Source organism: Streptococcus chosunensis (assembly GCF_003626515.1).
Taxonomy (GTDB): domain Bacteria; phylum Bacillota; class Bacilli; order Lactobacillales; family Streptococcaceae; genus Streptococcus; species Streptococcus chosunensis.
Genome location: NZ_RBCK01000001.1, coordinates 126539 through 141601 on the forward strand (window position 1 = coordinate 126539; position 15063 = coordinate 141601).

General features: G+C 42.7%; 18 protein-coding genes. 16 read left to right on the forward strand and 2 right to left on the reverse strand.

Annotated elements, in window-relative coordinates:
• Nucleotide 1: 1 nt before the first annotated feature.
• The 3 genes from D7D54_RS00715 to D7D54_RS00725 are packed head-to-tail and all read left to right on the forward strand — an operon-like array spanning nt 2 to nt 2460.
• Nucleotides 2-757 carry an ABC transporter ATP-binding protein gene (locus D7D54_RS00715; protein WP_120718591.1) on the forward strand — a complete coding sequence of 252 codons (756 nt, stop codon included), beginning with the start codon at nt 2-4 and terminating at the stop codon, nt 755-757.
• A 19-nt stretch (nt 758-776) separates the two neighbouring features.
• Nucleotides 777-1787 carry an ABC transporter substrate-binding protein gene (locus tag D7D54_RS00720; protein WP_020901703.1) on the forward strand — a complete coding sequence of 337 codons (1011 nt, stop codon included), beginning with the start codon at nt 777-779 and terminating at the stop codon, nt 1785-1787.
• Nucleotides 1768-2460: an alpha/beta hydrolase-fold protein gene (locus D7D54_RS00725; RefSeq protein ID WP_120718592.1), complete on the forward strand. Its 693-nt coding sequence runs from the start codon at nt 1768-1770 to the stop codon at nt 2458-2460. Before D7D54_RS00720 ends, D7D54_RS00725 begins: the two co-directional genes overlap by 20 nt.
• 43 nt (nt 2461-2503) lie before the next feature.
• Here D7D54_RS00725 and D7D54_RS00730 read toward each other — a convergent pair whose 3' ends face one another.
• Entirely contained in the window at nt 2504-3253 is a 750-nt protein-coding gene (locus tag D7D54_RS00730; protein ID WP_120718593.1) for a lysophospholipid acyltransferase family protein, read from the reverse strand.
• A gap of 132 nt (nt 3254-3385) precedes the next feature.
• On the opposite strand from D7D54_RS00730, the gene D7D54_RS00735 reads away from it, so the two are divergent.
• The 6 genes from D7D54_RS00735 to D7D54_RS00760 all read left to right on the forward strand — a co-directional run bounded on the left by D7D54_RS00735 (nt 3386) and on the right by D7D54_RS00760 (nt 10494).
• Complete coding sequence (locus D7D54_RS00735; RefSeq protein WP_120718594.1) at nt 3386-5722, forward strand: cation-translocating P-type ATPase; 2337 nt, start codon at nt 3386-3388, stop codon at nt 5720-5722.
• A 101-nt stretch (nt 5723-5823) separates the two neighbouring features.
• Nucleotides 5824-6501, forward strand: a complete 678-nt coding sequence (locus D7D54_RS00740; RefSeq protein ID WP_004262347.1) for a tRNA (adenine(22)-N(1))-methyltransferase — start codon at nt 5824-5826, stop codon at nt 6499-6501.
• Nucleotides 6488-7285, forward strand: coding sequence for a Nif3-like dinuclear metal center hexameric protein (locus tag D7D54_RS00745; RefSeq protein ID WP_020901706.1), 798 nt, complete (start codon nt 6488-6490; stop codon nt 7283-7285). The genes D7D54_RS00740 and D7D54_RS00745 overlap by 14 nt, the downstream gene beginning before the upstream one ends.
• Nucleotides 7286-7301: 16 nt before the next feature.
• Nucleotides 7302-8405, forward strand: a complete 1104-nt coding sequence (locus D7D54_RS00750) for an NAD(P)/FAD-dependent oxidoreductase (RefSeq protein WP_020901707.1) — start codon at nt 7302-7304, stop codon at nt 8403-8405.
• Nucleotides 8406-8507: 102 nt separating this feature from the next.
• Nucleotides 8508-9527 (forward strand): UDP-glucose 4-epimerase GalE, encoded by a 1020-nt coding sequence (gene galE, locus D7D54_RS00755; RefSeq protein WP_120718596.1) that lies wholly within the window; start codon nt 8508-8510, stop codon nt 9525-9527.
• 1 nt (nt 9528) lies between these two features.
• Nucleotides 9529-10494, forward strand: coding sequence for a glycosyltransferase family 2 protein (locus D7D54_RS00760; RefSeq protein WP_031237605.1), 966 nt, complete (start codon nt 9529-9531; stop codon nt 10492-10494).
• A 51-nt stretch (nt 10495-10545) separates the two neighbouring features.
• On the opposite strand, the gene D7D54_RS00765 is transcribed toward D7D54_RS00760, so the two are convergent.
• Nucleotides 10546-10749: a ferredoxin gene (locus D7D54_RS00765; protein ID WP_162496576.1), complete on the reverse strand. Its 204-nt coding sequence runs from the start codon at nt 10747-10749 to the stop codon at nt 10546-10548.
• A 45-nt stretch (nt 10750-10794) separates the two neighbouring features.
• Between D7D54_RS00765 and D7D54_RS00770 the strand changes: the two genes are divergently transcribed.
• From D7D54_RS00770 to D7D54_RS00800, 7 genes are all read left to right on the forward strand, one after another.
• The gene (locus D7D54_RS00770) at nt 10795-11286 is read left to right on the forward strand and encodes an SAG1386/EF1546 family surface-associated protein (protein WP_020901709.1); all 492 of its coding nucleotides are present in this window, start codon (nt 10795-10797) and stop codon (nt 11284-11286) included.
• Between the two features lie 9 nt (nt 11287-11295).
• Entirely contained in the window at nt 11296-11970 is a 675-nt protein-coding gene (gene cmk / locus D7D54_RS00775; RefSeq protein ID WP_120718597.1) for a (d)CMP kinase, read from the forward strand.
• Between the two features lie 119 nt (nt 11971-12089).
• Nucleotides 12090-12596, forward strand: coding sequence for a dihydrofolate reductase (locus tag D7D54_RS00780; RefSeq protein WP_020901710.1), 507 nt, complete (start codon nt 12090-12092; stop codon nt 12594-12596).
• Nucleotides 12596-12766 (forward strand): hypothetical protein, encoded by a 171-nt coding sequence (locus D7D54_RS09365; protein ID WP_000442260.1) that lies wholly within the window; start codon nt 12596-12598, stop codon nt 12764-12766. The genes D7D54_RS00780 and D7D54_RS09365 overlap by 1 nt, the downstream gene beginning before the upstream one ends.
• 36 nt (nt 12767-12802) lie before the next feature.
• Nucleotides 12803-14035 carry an ATP-dependent Clp protease ATP-binding subunit ClpX gene (clpX, locus tag D7D54_RS00790; RefSeq protein WP_012972566.1) on the forward strand — a complete coding sequence of 411 codons (1233 nt, stop codon included), beginning with the start codon at nt 12803-12805 and terminating at the stop codon, nt 14033-14035.
• A gap of 8 nt (nt 14036-14043) precedes the next feature.
• The gene (gene yihA, locus D7D54_RS00795) at nt 14044-14631 is read left to right on the forward strand and encodes a ribosome biogenesis GTP-binding protein YihA/YsxC (RefSeq protein WP_020900580.1); all 588 of its coding nucleotides are present in this window, start codon (nt 14044-14046) and stop codon (nt 14629-14631) included.
• A gap of 9 nt (nt 14632-14640) precedes the next feature.
• Entirely contained in the window at nt 14641-15021 is a 381-nt protein-coding gene (locus D7D54_RS00800) for a RidA family protein (RefSeq protein ID WP_001140420.1), read from the forward strand.
• Nucleotides 15022-15063 lie beyond the last annotated feature (42 nt).

Sequence of the window (15063 nt, forward strand, 5' to 3'; positions counted from 1 at the left end):
TATGGACTTGATTTGTCAGGATGTCCACTTTAGACTAGGAGAGAAAAAAATCCTCAAAGGAGTTTCTCTTAAGGTTGAGGGGCATCAATTTCATACGATATTAGGGCCAAATGGAAGTGGAAAAACCAGCCTACTTAAACTCCTCTATCGTCAGGAAAGGGCGGACAAAGGTTTGATAAGCCTAGATGGAAAGCCGCTGGAGCATTGGTCACTCAAAGAAACAGCCAAGCAAATGGCGGTCGTCACCCAGTTTAATCAATTGCAGTTTGATTGTACAGTTGAGGAAATCGTCTTGCTGGGAAGAACTCCACACCTCTCTTTTCTACAGAAGGAAAAGGAAAGGGATTATGCCCTCGTTCAAGATGCTCTCGTCAAGGTGGATATGCTTGAGAAGAAAACTCGTCTCTATTCGTCTCTTTCAGGTGGGGAGAAACAGCGAGTCTTATTAGCACGCGCCTTGGCGCAAGAACCGACTCTCTTGCTCCTGGACGAGCCAACCAATCACCTGGATATCAAGTACCAGTTAGACTTGTTGGCTATTGTGAAGAATCTTAAGGTCAATGTTCTAGCTGTCCTGCATGATATTCAACTTGCTTGTCGCTATTCGGATTATCTCTATCTGATGAAAGAGGGGGAAATCCTTTACCAAGGGACTCCAAAGGAGACCATCACCCCTGAGTCATTGCAAACTGTATACGGAGTTCAAAGTCAGGTGACTTGGACCGAGGATCAGCAAGCTATGATTCACTATTTATAAGAATGAAAAGGAAAACAAGATGAAAAAAACACTCAGTATTTTACTCGTAACAGTAGCTACCCTAACCATGGCAGCTTGTGGCAATACTACTACAGAAAAAGCTACTACACAATCTAGCACAGAAACAAGTCAAAAGGCGAGCACAGAGACGACTTATCCACTAACGGTTAAAACCTATGATGCTAAGGGAAATGAAGTCGAACAAGTCTTTGACAAGGCCCCTGAAAAAGTTATCACAAATAACCTTTCAACTACTGAAATCTTGTTGGAGTTAGGGCTGAAGGATAAAATTACTGGCATGCTTAACCCTGATAATGCTGTGACGGACAAATACAAGGACGCGATTGCGACGATTCCTCAAATTGGAGATAAAAAAACAGTCTCACAAGAAACAGTCCTTTCTTATGAGCCAGACGCTGTGATGGGTCGAAACATGATGTTTTCTGAAAAATCCTTGGGGACAGTTATCACTTGGAATGAAAACAAAATCCCAGTTTATACTCAAAAAGCTTCTCTATCAACGATTCAGCAAGATTTAGGAAATATTGTAGAAGATGTTAAAAATCTTGGAATGATTTTTAATGTTCAGGACAAGGCTAATGAGTACGCAGCCCAATTACAAACTAAAATTGACGCTGTTAAGAAAGCAAATCCAGCAAGTCAAGGTGAAAAGAAAAAGGCTTTGATTATGGTTGCTTATAATGATGAAACCTTCGGTGCCTACAAGTCTGCTTTGCAAGAAAGTTTGCTGAACCAACTTGGTTATACAAACGTTGCTACGGGGACATCAGGCTTGACCTTGGAAAATCTCGTGTCAATGGATCCTGAATTGATTATCTATGTAACCAGCGATCGCAATAAAAAATTGGATGAAAAAGCAGTAGAGTTGATGAAGGCAAATGCTGTTTTGGAAAGCGTTGCTGCTATTAAGAATCAAAAAATCATGACCATCTCTTACGATGAATTGATGGACTATGGTCCAGCAGTGATTGATTCCCTTGAAAAAATCAATGACTTTATCAATAAATAATGAGTTTGATTGGGAAGGGATTCAAGTCAAAATCAGCCTTCCTTCTAACTACGCCCCCAATCAAACCTATCCGGCTATTTTATTGAATGATGGAAACTTGGATTTCCTATCCTCCCTTTCCGAATCTGCGATTTTAGTGGGCTTGACCTCTAAAAATCGCTTAGACGACTACACTCCCTGGAAGGCATCGGCTCTGAGAGAGGGAGTTCCAGATTTTGGAGGTCAGGCCAATGTCTATCATGATCATTTATTTGGAGGTCTTTTAGACAAATTGCAGTCGCTTTATCGACTTGATGAAAATCGCCTTGCTTATGGAGGTTATTCACTAGGTGGTTTGGTGGCAGTCTACAGTCTTTTCAGCTTTGACAAGGTTTCCTGTGTCTTTTCGATCTGCGGTTCCTTTTGGTATCCTGATTTTGTGACTTACTGCAAGGAAGAAAATGTGAAAAATTTAGACTGTTTGCTGTATTTACAGAATGGTCAAACAGAAGGAGCACACCATACTAATCGCTTAGCTCAAGCACCAGTCTATGCTGAGCAAATCCATACCAGTCTTCAGAAATGCTATCCGAATGGCCAGTTTGTCTTTGATCTTTATGGACACCATGAACAAGTAGCTGAACGATTCCTAGCTTTTTCCAGCTGGTTGACCCAAAAATGGAAAATCGAATAAAAGATTTATCCCTTGGCTTTTGCCAAGGGATTCTTGTATTTATTTAACCAAGTTTTTCTCTCTTTTTATCTGGATTCCATACGAAGCTTGCGATAAAGCTAAAGATGATGGTTAGGATAGCGAGGATAATCGCAAGGATGAGGGCGGGGATGCGGATAAACCACCAGAGTGGGTTTGGTTTTTTATCGTTGTGCCATTGTTTAGTTTCTTGGTCCAGACGTTGAAATTCTGTTTGGATACGATTGGCGACTGTTTCAATGCCTTCATCATTCATTTTCTTGATATCTGAGATATCAATTGGATTTCCAAAGTTCATATCGACACGCTCGCGGCTAACCAAGCCTTTCAAGGTCATGGGACCTGTGTAGGTAACCGGCATGATACGGACCTTGGCCATCTTGGAAATCAGAGCTACGCCACCTTTTACATCGTTTGAGTGACGGCTCCCACTTGGAAACATGATGAGAGAGCGGTCACTTTTTTTAAGAACGTTGATAGGATATTTGATGGCAGAAGCGCTAGGATTTTCACGGTCGATAGGAAAGGCACCACACATACGAATCCACCAACCAAAGATACGGTTGGTAAAGAGTTCTTTTTTGGCCATAAAGATAAATTGTTTTGGTTTGGTCGCAAAGGCCATATAAACAGGATCCCACCAGGTGCGGTGAGGCGCAACCAAAATATAATTTTCATCTTGATTAGGAATTTTATCAGTATTATGATAGTGGGCATTGCCATTGATGGACCAGAGGAGCAAGACAACCAATCCACGTAAATAAGTATAAAACATGCGATCTCCTTCGATTATTTTCTCGTTATTATTATACCTTATCAAAGGAGGGCTGGCAAACTTTTCCCTTGACTAGGTGCATATTTAGGATGAGATTAGAATTCTTTGAGAAAAAATGATATGATAGAATTTATGGATAAAAATAAGATTATGGGATTAACCCAAATAGAAGTCAAGGAAAGACAGGCTAAGGGCTTGGTCAATGATTTTACTGCTTCGGCCAGTACCAGCACTTGGCAAATCGTTAAACGAAATGTCTTTACCCTTTTTAACGCTTTGAACTTTGCCATTGCTTTGGCACTAGCCTTTGTGCAGGCTTGGAGCAATCTGGTCTTCTTTGCCGTTATCTGCTTTAACGCTTTTTCTGGAATTGTGACCGAGTTGCGGGCCAAACACATGGTGGACAAGCTCAATCTCATGACCAAGGAAAAGGTCAAGACTATTCGTGATGGCCAAGAAGTGGCTCTGAATCCTGAAGAATTGGTGTTAGGAGATGTCATTCGTTTGTCTGCTGGAGAGCAGATTCCCAGTGATGCCTTGGTTTTGGAAGGCTTTGCGGAAGTCAATGAAGCCATGTTGACGGGGGAAAGTGATTTGGTGCAAAAGGAAGTGGATACCTTGCTTTTGTCAGGAAGTTTCCTAGCCAGTGGGGCAGTTTTAGCTCAAGTTCACCATGTCGGTGCAGACAACTATGCTGCTAAACTTATGCTTGAGGCTAAGACTGTGAAACCTATCAACTCCCGTATCATGAAATCGCTGGACAAGCTAGCTGGTTTTACTGGGAAGATTATCATTCCCTTTGGTCTAGCTCTCCTGCTAGAAGCTTTGATCTTAAAAGGCCTGCCTCTTAAGTCATCCGTTGTAAATTCATCGACAGCCCTACTGGGAATGTTGCCCAAGGGAATCGCCCTTTTGACTATTACTTCGCTCCTGACCGCGGTGATTAAGCTGGGCTTGAAAAAGGTTTTGGTGCAGGAGATGTACTCTGTTGAGACCTTGGCGCGCGTGGATATGCTCTGTCTGGACAAGACGGGCACCATTACCCAAGGAAAGATGCAGGTGGAGGCTGTACTTCCACTGACGGAAACTTATGGTGAAGAGACCATTGCCAGTATCCTGACCAGCTACATAGCCCATAGTGAGGATAAAAATCCAACTGCCCAAGCCATTCGCCAGCGTTTCCAAGGTCAGGTAGCCTACCCTATGATTTCCAATCTTCCCTTCTCAAGCGACCGCAAGTGGGGAGCCATGGAGTTAGAAGATTTGGGAACAGTTTTCTTAGGTGCGCCTGAGATGTTGCTGGACTCTGAAGTCCCAGAAGCCAGAGAGGCCTTGGAGAGAGGGTCACGTGTCTTGGTCTTGGCAGTCAGTCAGGAAAAACTAGACCATCACAAACCACATAAACCATCTGATATTCAGGCTCTGGCCTTGCTGGAGATTTTGGACCCTATTCGAGAAGGAGCAGCTGAAACTCTGGACTATCTCCGTTCTCAAGAAGTGGGACTCAAAATTATCTCTGGTGACAATCCGGTTACAGTTTCCAGTATTGCCCAGAAAGCTGGTTTTGCCGACTATCACAGCTATGTAGACTGTTCAAAAATCACGGATGAGGAATTGATTTCCCTGGCTGAAGAGACAGCTATTTTCGGACGTGTTTCCCCTCATCAAAAGAAACTCATCATCCAAACGCTGAAAAAAGCAGGGCATACAACGGCTATGACAGGGGACGGAGTCAATGATATCCTAGCCCTTCGTGAGGCGGATTGTTCTATCGTGATGGCTGAGGGAGATCCTGCGACTCGTCAGATTGCCAATCTGGTTCTCTTGAACTCTGACTTTAATGATGTTCCTGAGATTCTCTTCGAAGGCCGTCGGGTGGTCAATAACATCGCCCACATCGCACCGATTTTCTTGATTAAGACGATTTATTCCTTCTTGCTCGCAGTTATCTGTATCGCCAGTGCCCTTCTAGGAAGGTCAGAGTGGATTTTGATTTTCCCATTCATTCCGATCCAGATTACCATGATCGACCAGTTCGTGGAAGGTTTCCCACCATTCGTTCTGACTTTTGAGCGAAATATCAAACCTGTTGAGCCAAACTTCCTCAGAAGATCTATGCTTCGTGCTCTACCAAGTGCTCTCATGGTCGTCTTCAGCGTTCTTTTTGTGAAAATATTTGGAAGTAGCCAAGGTTGGTCTGAGTTAGAAATCTCAACTCTACTCTATTATCTCTTGGGATCAATTGGTTTCTTATCCGTATTTAGAGCCTGCATGCCATTTACCCTATGGCGTGTCCTCTTGATTGTTTGGTCAGTAGGAGGTTTCCTAGCCACAGCTCTCTTCCCAAGAATCCAAAAACTACTTGAAATTTCAACCTTAACAGGACAAACATTACCTGTTTATGGTGTCATGATGTTGGTCTTTACCGTAATTTTCATCCTGACAAGTCGCTATCAAGCCAGAAAATAAAGAAAGACTGCAATCTGTGGATTGCGGTTTTTTTAGGTGCAAGATTGCTAGCTGAAATGTGGTATAATAAGAGGTAATAGAGTTTTGGAAAGAGAGAGAAGATGATTTCAAAGAGATTAGAGTTAGTGGCTTCTTTTGTGCCACAGGGAGCCATTTTACTAGATGTGGGGAGTGACCATGCTTATCTGCCTATCGAGTTGGTCGAAAGAGGCCAAATCAAAAGTGCTATTGCGGGTGAGGTGGTGGAAGGTCCTTACCAATCTGCAGTCAAAAATGTTGAGGCTCACGGCCTAAAGGAGAAAATCCAAGTCCGTTTAGCCAATGGATTAGCAGCTTTTGAAGAGACTGACCAAGTGTCGGTCATCACCATAGCAGGTATGGGTGGCCGTTTGATTGCTAGGATTTTAGAAGAAGGCTTGGACAAGTTAGCTAATGTAGAACGATTGATCCTCCAGCCCAATAATCGTGAAGACGACTTGCGTATCTGGCTACAAGAAAACGGATTTCAGATTGTAGCTGAAAGCATCTTAGAAGAAGCTGGCAAGTTTTACGAGATTTTGGTGGTGGAAGCAGGACAAATGAAGCTGTCAGCCAGTGATGTTCGCTTTGGACCTTTCTTGTCCAAAGAGGTCAGTCCAGTCTTTGTCCAAAAATGGCAAAAAGAAGCTGTTAAGCTAGAGTTTGCCCTCGGACAAATCCCAGAAAAAAATCTGGAGGAACGTCAAGTTCTAGTAGATAAAATTCAAGCCATCAAGGAGGTTCTCCATGCTAGCAAGTGAAGTAATTAACGCATATGAAGCCTTTTGCCCTCAGGAATTCTCCATGGAGGGAGACAGTCGTGGCCTGCAAATTGGAACTTTGGACAAGGATATCCAAAGTGTCATGGTTGCTCTGGATATTCGTGAAGAAACGGTGGCTGAAGCCATTGAAAAGGGTGTGGACCTGATTATCGTTAAGCACGCGCCGATTTTCCGTCCCATCAAGGACTTGGTCGCCAGCCGTCCGCAAAATCAGATTTACATTGATCTCATCAAGTATGACATTGCAGTTTATGTCAGCCATACCAATATTGACATCGTTGAAAATGGCCTCAATGACTGGTTCTGTCAGATGCTAGGTATCAAGGAAACGACTTATCTGCAGGAGACAGGTCCAGAACGTGGAATTGGTCGTATTGGAAATGTTCAGCCTCAGACATTTGGGGAATTGGCCCAACATGTCAAGCAAGTCTTTGGTTTAGATAGCCTTCGAATGGTGCATTATCAAGAGAGTGATTTGCAGAAGCCTCTTTCAAGAGTGGCCATCTGTGGTGGAAGCGGGCAGTCATTCTATAAGGATGCTTTGGCAAAAGGAGCAGATGTCTATATCACTGGTGATATTTACTACCACACTGCCCAGGATATGTTGTCTGATGGGTTACTGGCATTGGATCCTGGTCACTATATAGAAGTGCTTTTTGTGGAAAAAATTGCAGAGCTTCTTAATCAATGGAAAGAGGAAAAAGGCTGGACAATCGATATTGTACCTAGTCAAGCATCGACCAATCCTTTCCACCATATCTAGTTAGAAGGTGAAGACAATGAAAAAAGTTGCTATTATTGGAGCAGGGATTGTAGGTGCAACAGCTGCCTACTACCTTTCGAAAGAAAGTGATCTAGAAGTAACCGTCTTTGACCATGGACAAGGTCAGGCTACCAAGGCAGCAGCAGGAATTATCAGCCCTTGGTTTTCCAAACGCCGCAATAAGGCCTGGTATAAGATGGCGCGCTTGGGGGCTGACTTTTATGTGGATTTATTAGCTGATTTAGAGAAGTCAGGGCAAGAAATCGACTTTTACCAGCGTTCGGGAGTCTTTCTCCTGAAAAAGGATGAAACTAAGTTGGAAGAACTCTATCAACTAGCCCTCCAGCGTAGAGAAGAATCTCCCTTGATAGGGCAATTAGCCATTCTGGACCAAGCATTAGCAAATGAATTATTCCCTGGCTTGCAGGGATTTGATCACTTGCTCTATGCTTCTGGTGGAGCGAGAGTAGATGGTCAACTCTTAGTGACTCGTTTACTGGAAGCCAGTCAGATCAAGCTGGTCAAAGAAAAAGTAACTCTGACACCTTTAGCATCAGGTTACCAGATTGACGAAGAAGTGTTTGATCAGGTTATTTTGGCGACGGGAGCTTGGTTGGGACACCTGTTAGAACCTTTAGGTTATGAAGTAGATGTTCGTCCCCAAAAGGGACAACTCCGAGATTATCAACTTTCCCAAGACATGGAAGCTTACCCTGTTGTTATGCCAGAAGGGGAGTGGGATTTGATTCCTTTTGCAGGTGGGAAATTATCCCTAGGCGCTACCCATGAAAATGATATGGGATTTGATTTGACGGTAGATGAAACCTTACTCCAACAAATGGAGGAGGCAGCCTTGCCTCACTATCCAGTCTTGGCAGTAGCGACTTCAAGAGCTGAGCGTGTGGGAATCCGTGCCTATACCAGCGATTTCTCTCCTTTCTTTGGGCAAGTACCTGGCTTAGCAGGTGTCTATGTTGCTAGTGGACTAGGTTCATCAGGTCTCACAACTGGTCCTATCATTGGTTACCATCTAGCTCAACTGATTCAAGATAGGGAGTTAACCTTGGACCCTCTAAACTACCCAATTGAAAACTATGTCAAACGGGTAAAAAGCGAATAAGCATTTTACTAAAATTTTAGTCATCCCTCTAGGATGGCAAATGACATTCCCTATCAAAAATGGTAAAATAAGAAAAAATAATCCGAGAATCGAGGAAAGAAGATGCAAGAAAAGATTTTGGTAACGGGTGGAGCAGGATTTATCGGAACCCACACTGTTATTGAGTTAATCCAAGCAGGTCATCAAGTTGTTGTGGTGGATAACCTTGTTAATAGTAACAGAAAAAGTTTAGAAGTTGTTGAGAGAATCACAGGAGTTGAAGTGCCTTTCTATGAGGCAGATATCCGTGACACTGATACCCTCAGAGATATTTTCAAGCAAGAAGAACCAACAGGGGTTATTCACTTTGCTGGTTTGAAGGCTGTCGGTGAATCTACTCGTATTCCTCTTGCCTATTATGATAACAATATCGCAGGGACTGTTAGCCTTTTGAAAGTTATGGAAGAAAACAACTGTAAAAACATCATCTTCAGTTCTTCTGCGACAGTTTACGGAGATCCTCATACAGTGCCAATCTTGGAAGATTTCCCACTTTCAGTGACCAATCCCTATGGCCGCACTAAGCTTATGCTTGAGGAAATTTTGACGGATATTTACAAGGCAGACTCAGAATGGAATGTGGTCTTGCTTCGTTATTTCAACCCAATCGGAGCCCATGAGAGTGGTGATTTGGGAGAAAATCCAAACGGTATTCCAAACAACCTCTTGCCATATGTGACTCAAGTAGCCGTTGGTAAATTAGAGCAAGTGCAAGTATTTGGGGATGATTACGATACGGAAGACGGAACTGGTGTTCGTGACTATATCCACGTTGTCGATTTGGCTAAAGGTCACGTTGCAGCACTGAAAAAAATCCAAAAAGGTTCAGGTCTAAACGTTTATAACCTTGGAACAGGTAAAGGTTATTCTGTTCTTGAAATTATCCAAAACATGGAAAAAGCAGTGGGGCGCCCAATTCCTTACCGTATCGTTGAACGCCGCCCAGGTGATATCGCAGCCTGCTATTCAGATCCTGCAAAAGCTAAAGCAGAACTGGGCTGGGAAGCAGAACTCGGCATCACTCAAATGTGTGAAGACGCATGGCGTTGGCAGAGCAAGCATCCAAATGGATTTGAAGACTAAGATGGTGATGTCAATCATTGTCCCCTGTTTAAACGAAGAGGAAGTACTTCCTCTTTTTTATCAGGCTTTGGAAGCTTTACTTCCAGATTTGGAAACGGAAATCGAGTACGTCTTTGTCGATGATGGATCAAGTGATGGGACCTTGAAACTCTTAAAGGCCTATCGGGAGCAAAATCCGGCAGTGCATTATATTTCTTTCTCACGAAATTTTGGCAAAGAAGCAGCTCTGTATGCAGGCTTACAATATGCGACAGGAGACCTAGTGGTGGTGATGGATGCAGACCTCCAGGATCCTCCTAGTATGTTGCTTGAGATGAAAAACTTACTAGACCAAAATGCAGATTTGGACTGTGTAGGAACACGGAGAACCAGTCGAGGGGGAGAACCAGTTTTACGTAGTCTCTGCGCTAATCTCTTTTATCGCCTTATGCAAAAAATTAGTCCAGTAGCCTTGCCGTCAGGTGTCCGTGATTTTCGCATGATGAGAAGGTCTGTGGTCGATGCCATTTTAAGCTTGACTGAGTCCAATCGTTTTTCTAAAGGACTTTTTGCCTGGGTCGGTTTTAAAACCCACTATCTGGACTATCCAAATGTCGAAAGACAGGCCGGCAAGACCAGTTGGAGTTTTAGGCAACTCTTTTTCTACTCCATTGAAGGGATTGTTAATTTTTCAGATTTTCCCTTGATTATAGCCTTTGTGGCAGGTCTCCTATCTTGTTTTATTTCTCTACTAATGACTTTTTTTGTTGTGGTTCGGACTCTTATTTTGGGCAATCCGACGTCAGGTTGGACCTCTCTGATGGCTGTTATTCTCTTCCTTGGTGGGATTCAACTCTTGACCATTGGGATTCTCGGCAAGTACATCAGTAAGATTTATCTAGAGACCAAAAAAAGACCACTTTATCTTATCAAAGAAAAAAGTGATCTTCCTGATTTTACAGAAAAAAATAAAGAGAAAAGACTATAATTTTGCATGGAAATATGCTAAACTAGAAGGAGTGGAACGTTCTTGTCGATATTAGAGTTGATCTTTAATCAAGGCACGTGTCGGACAGTTTCTAACAGCTTCTACGACGTCCTGACTAGGAGAAATTTCTTTTTCTAGTTGATCAGGATCATCGTAAAAACGCACGATTCCATTATCGTGGTAATCAAATAATTCAGAATAAGTTTGACAAAGCCCACAGGCAATGCAGCGTTCAGGTATAAGTGTGATTTTCATATTTATATTGTAATAAGAAAAGTAAAAAAAAACAAGGAGTAAGGTATGGCAAAAGAACCGTGGCAAGAAGATATTTATGAGAATCAAGAAGAAACAAGAACACAACGCCGCAAAAGAGAACAAGGTGGAGGAGTGCTGGCTAATCGTATCTTAACTATTTTAGCAAGTATTTTCTTTGTGATTGTAGTCGTGATGATTATTGTTCTTATCTATCTTTCATCGGGTGGGAGTAATCGCACGGCAGCCTTGAAAGATTTTCACGATTCAGATACAAAAGTAGAGCAAGTTTCTTCTACATCTAGTAGTAGTTCAGAGCAGGCGTCTTCTAGTTCAGAGGAGAAGGTAGAAGAGTCATCTAGTAGCTCAGAACATCCAACTGATTCAGAAGGAACGACAAAAGTCATGGCTGGAGAAGGAGAAGCAGCCATTGCCGCTCGTGCAGGAATTTCTATTGCTCAGTTAGAGGCCTTGAATCCTGGGCATATGGCTACAGGGTCTTGGTTTGCAAATCCTGGAGATGTAATTAAGACTAGATAGGAGTCATAAATGAAGACGATTCAAATTGCTATCGATGGTCCAGCTTCAAGTGGTAAGAGTACAGTCGCAAAGATTATTGCCAAGGATTTTGGTTACACCTACCTAGATACAGGTGCTATGTATCGTGCAGCGACCTATATGGCTCTCAAGAACCAGTTAGGAGTAGAAGAAGTGGAAGCACTTCTATCCTTATTGGACCAGCATCCAATCAGTTTTGGGCGCTCAGAAGCTGGAGAACAGCTTGTCTTTGTAGGAGATGTGGATATTACCCATCCTATTCGTGAAAATGAAGTGACCAATTATGTTTCTGCTATTGCGGCAATTCCTGAAGTGCGTGAAAAACTAGTTTCTCTCCAACAAGAAATCGCCCAGCAAGGTGGGATTGTCATGGATGGTCGCGATATTGGAACGGTTGTATTGCCACAAGCAGAATTGAAAATTTTCCTAGTAGCTTCTGTCGATGAAAGAGCAGAGCGCCGTTACAAGGAAAATATTGCCAAGGGAATTGAAACAGACCTTGAAACTCTAAAAGAGGAAATTGCTGCGCGTGACTACAAGGATAGCCATCGTGAGACTTCACCTCTCAAACAAGCAGAGGATGCAGTTTACCTTGATACAACTGGACTAAGTATTCAAGAAGTAGTTAAAAAAATTGAATCAGAAGCAAAAAAACGCATGTCCTAGGGACAGGAGAAGCAGGCTAAAGCTAGCCTGCTTCTTTTCTATCGAACTGAACGCATTCCAAACCAGTCTTTTTTTTAGTTTTTTGATAAAATAGTACTATCAGTGAAAAGGATGGAAGCATGACTAAGAAAATCGTAGCTATTTGGGCCCAGGATGAAGAGGGTGTGATTGGTAAGGACAATCGTCTGCCTTGGCATTTGCCAGCAGAATTGCAACACTTTAAAGAAACAACTTTGAATCATGCTATATTGATGGGGCGTGTGACCTTTGATGGAATGGGACGTCGCTTGCTTCCAAAACGGGAGACCTTGATTTTGACACGTAACCCGGAAGAAAAGATAGATGGTGTTACTACTTTTTATGATGTCCAGTCTGTCTTGGACTGGTATCAGGCTCAAGACAAGAATCTCTATATTATCGGTGGGAAGCAAATTTTTCAGGCTTTTGAACCCTATCTTGATGAAGTCATTGTGACTCAAATTCATGCTCGGGTGGAAGGAGATACCTTTTTTCCTGAAGAGTTTGACTTGTCTCTTTTTGAGACGGTTTCAAGCAAATCTTATACCAAAGATGAGAAAAATCTTTATGATTTTACCATCCAATACCGCAAGAGAAAGGAAGTCTAATGGAACGTAGTATATTTGGTTTTTTCACAGCCATGCTGTGTTTGGTCTGTTTGCTTGCTGGGGCACAGGCTTTTCGTAAAAAGCGTTATGGACTTTCTGTCCTGCTATGGTTAAATGCCTTTACCAATTTGGTCAATAGTATCCATGCTTTTTACATGACCTTATTTTAGATAGAATGACAGTATAGAATAGAACGGAAGGAAATCATGCCTACAAATAGGAATAATGATATGATGGTTTATTGCTCATTTTGTGGCAAAAGCCAAGAAGAAGTACAAAAAATAATCGCTGGGAACAACGCCTTTATCTGTAATGAATGTGTAGAGTTGGCCCAGGAAATCATTCGAGAGGAGTTGGCTGAGGAAGTCTTGGCAGACTTGTCTGAGGTACCAAAACCAATCGAACTCCTCCATATATTGAACCACTATGTAATTGGTCAAGATCGTGCCAAACGTGCCTTGGCAGTGGCAGTTTACAACCACTACAAACGCATCAATTTCCACGATACACGTGAAGAGTCGGAAGATGTGGATTTGCAGAAGTCAAACATCTTGATGATCGGCCCAACTGGTTCAGGGAAGACTTTCCTTGCTCAGACCTTGGCTAAGAGCTTGAATGTGCCTTTTGCGATCGCAGATGCCACAGCTCTTACTGAGGCTGGTTATGTGGGTGAGGACGTGGAAAATATCCTCCTCAAACTCTTGCAGGCTGCTGACTTTAACATCGAACGTGCAGAACGTGGGATTATCTACGTGGATGAAATTGACAAGATTGCCAAGAAGAGCGAGAACGTATCGATTACACGCGACGTTTCTGGTGAAGGGGTACAACAAGCCCTTCTCAAGATTATCGAGGGAACTGTTGCTAGTGTGCCGCCTCAAGGTGGACGCAAACATCCGCAACAAGAGATGATTCAAGTGGATACTAAAAATATCCTCTTCATCGTGGGTGGAGCCTTTGATGGTATTGAAGAAATCGTTAAACAACGTCTGGGTGAAAAGGTTATCGGCTTTGGTCAAAATAATAAAGCGATTGATGAAAATAGCTCTTACATGCAAGAAATCATCGCAGAGGATATTCAAAAATTTGGTATTATCCCTGAGTTGATTGGGCGCTTGCCAGTCTTTGCAGCTCTGGAGCAATTGACAGTGGATGACTTGGTTCGTATCTTGAAAGAGCCAAGAAATGCCTTGGTGAAACAGTACCAAACCTTGCTATCTTATGATGATGTCGAGTTGGAATTTGACGACGAAGCCCTTCAAGAAATCGCCAATAAGGCTATCGAACGCAAAACCGGTGCGCGTGGTCTTCGCTCGATTATCGAAGAAACCATGCTAGATGTCATGTTTGAAGTACCGAGTCAGGAAAATGTGAAATTGGTCCGCATCACAAAAGAAGCTGTCGATGGAACGGATAAACCAATCCTAGAAACAGCCTAGAGGTGACTATGGAACTTAATACACACAATGCAGAAATCTTGCTCAGTGCGGCCAATAAATCCCACTATCCGCAGGATGAACTGCCAGAGATTGCCCTAGCAGGGCGTTCCAATGTTGGTAAATCTAGCTTTATCAACACTATGCTGAACCGTAAGAATCTAGCCCGAACATCAGGGAAACCTGGTAAAACCCAGCTTCTCAACTTCTTTAACATTGATGACAAGATGCGCTTTGTGGATGTGCCTGGTTATGGCTATGCCCGCGTTTCTAAAAAGGAACGTGAAAAGTGGGGGCGCATGATTGAGGAGTACCTAACAACTCGGGAAAATCTCCGTGCGGTGGTTAGTTTAGTTGACCTTCGTCATGACCCGTCAGCAGATGATGTACAGATGTACGAATTTCTCAAGTATTATGAGATTCCGGTTATCATTGTGGCGACTAAGGCGGACAAGATTCCTCGTGGTAAATGGAACAAGCACGAATCAGCAATCAAAAAGAAATTAAACTTTGACCCAAGTGACGACTTTATTCTCTTTTCATCTGTCAGCAAGGCAGGGATGGATCAAGCTTGGGATGCAATTTTAGAAAAATTATGAGGTAAAGAAATGGCAAAAACAATTCATACAGACAAAGCTCCAAAGGCTATCGGACCATATGTTCAAGGAAAAATCGTTGGCAACCTTTTGTTTGCTAGTGGTCAAGTTCCTCTATCTCCTGAAACTGGGGAAATCGTTGGAGAAACGATCCAAGAACAGACAGAACAAGTCTTGAAAAACATCGGTGCTATTTTGGCAGAAGCAGGAACAGACTTTGACCATGTTGTCAAAACAACTTGCTTCTTGAGCGATATGAACGACTTTGTTCCTTTTAACGAGGTTTACCAAACGGCCTTTAAAGAGGAATTTCCAGCTCGTTCAGCTGTGGAGGTAGCTCGTCTTCCTCGTGATGTAAAAGTCGAAATCGAAGTCATCGCAGAGATTGGATAAGCTAGTTGAAGTTTGGTGTTGCCAAACTTCTTTTGATATAAG

Coding starts and splice junctions, on each gene's coding strand:
- D7D54_RS00715 (WP_120718591.1), top strand. CDS start 2: ATGGACTTGATTTGTCAGGATGTCCACTTTAGACTAGGAGAGAAAAAA.
- D7D54_RS00720 (WP_020901703.1), top strand. CDS start 777: ATGAAAAAAACACTCAGTATTTTACTCGTAACAGTAGCTACCCTAACC.
- D7D54_RS00725 (WP_120718592.1), top strand. CDS start 1,768: ATGACTTTATCAATAAATAATGAGTTTGATTGGGAAGGGATTCAAGTC.
- D7D54_RS00730 (WP_120718593.1), bottom strand. CDS start 3,253: ATGTTTTATACTTATTTACGTGGATTGGTTGTCTTGCTCCTCTGGTCC.
- D7D54_RS00735 (WP_120718594.1), top strand. CDS start 3,386: ATGGATAAAAATAAGATTATGGGATTAACCCAAATAGAAGTCAAGGAA.
- D7D54_RS00740 (WP_004262347.1), top strand. CDS start 5,824: ATGATTTCAAAGAGATTAGAGTTAGTGGCTTCTTTTGTGCCACAGGGA.
- D7D54_RS00745 (WP_020901706.1), top strand. CDS start 6,488: ATGCTAGCAAGTGAAGTAATTAACGCATATGAAGCCTTTTGCCCTCAG.
- D7D54_RS00750 (WP_020901707.1), top strand. CDS start 7,302: ATGAAAAAAGTTGCTATTATTGGAGCAGGGATTGTAGGTGCAACAGCT.
- galE (WP_120718596.1), top strand. CDS start 8,508: ATGCAAGAAAAGATTTTGGTAACGGGTGGAGCAGGATTTATCGGAACC.
- D7D54_RS00760 (WP_031237605.1), top strand. CDS start 9,529: ATGGTGATGTCAATCATTGTCCCCTGTTTAAACGAAGAGGAAGTACTT.
- D7D54_RS00765 (WP_162496576.1), bottom strand. CDS start 10,749: ATGAAAATCACACTTATACCTGAACGCTGCATTGCCTGTGGGCTTTGT.
- D7D54_RS00770 (WP_020901709.1), top strand. CDS start 10,795: ATGGCAAAAGAACCGTGGCAAGAAGATATTTATGAGAATCAAGAAGAA.
- cmk (WP_120718597.1), top strand. CDS start 11,296: ATGAAGACGATTCAAATTGCTATCGATGGTCCAGCTTCAAGTGGTAAG.
- D7D54_RS00780 (WP_020901710.1), top strand. CDS start 12,090: ATGACTAAGAAAATCGTAGCTATTTGGGCCCAGGATGAAGAGGGTGTG.
- D7D54_RS09365 (WP_000442260.1), top strand. CDS start 12,596: ATGGAACGTAGTATATTTGGTTTTTTCACAGCCATGCTGTGTTTGGTC.
- clpX (WP_012972566.1), top strand. CDS start 12,803: ATGCCTACAAATAGGAATAATGATATGATGGTTTATTGCTCATTTTGT.
- yihA (WP_020900580.1), top strand. CDS start 14,044: ATGGAACTTAATACACACAATGCAGAAATCTTGCTCAGTGCGGCCAAT.
- D7D54_RS00800 (WP_001140420.1), top strand. CDS start 14,641: ATGGCAAAAACAATTCATACAGACAAAGCTCCAAAGGCTATCGGACCA.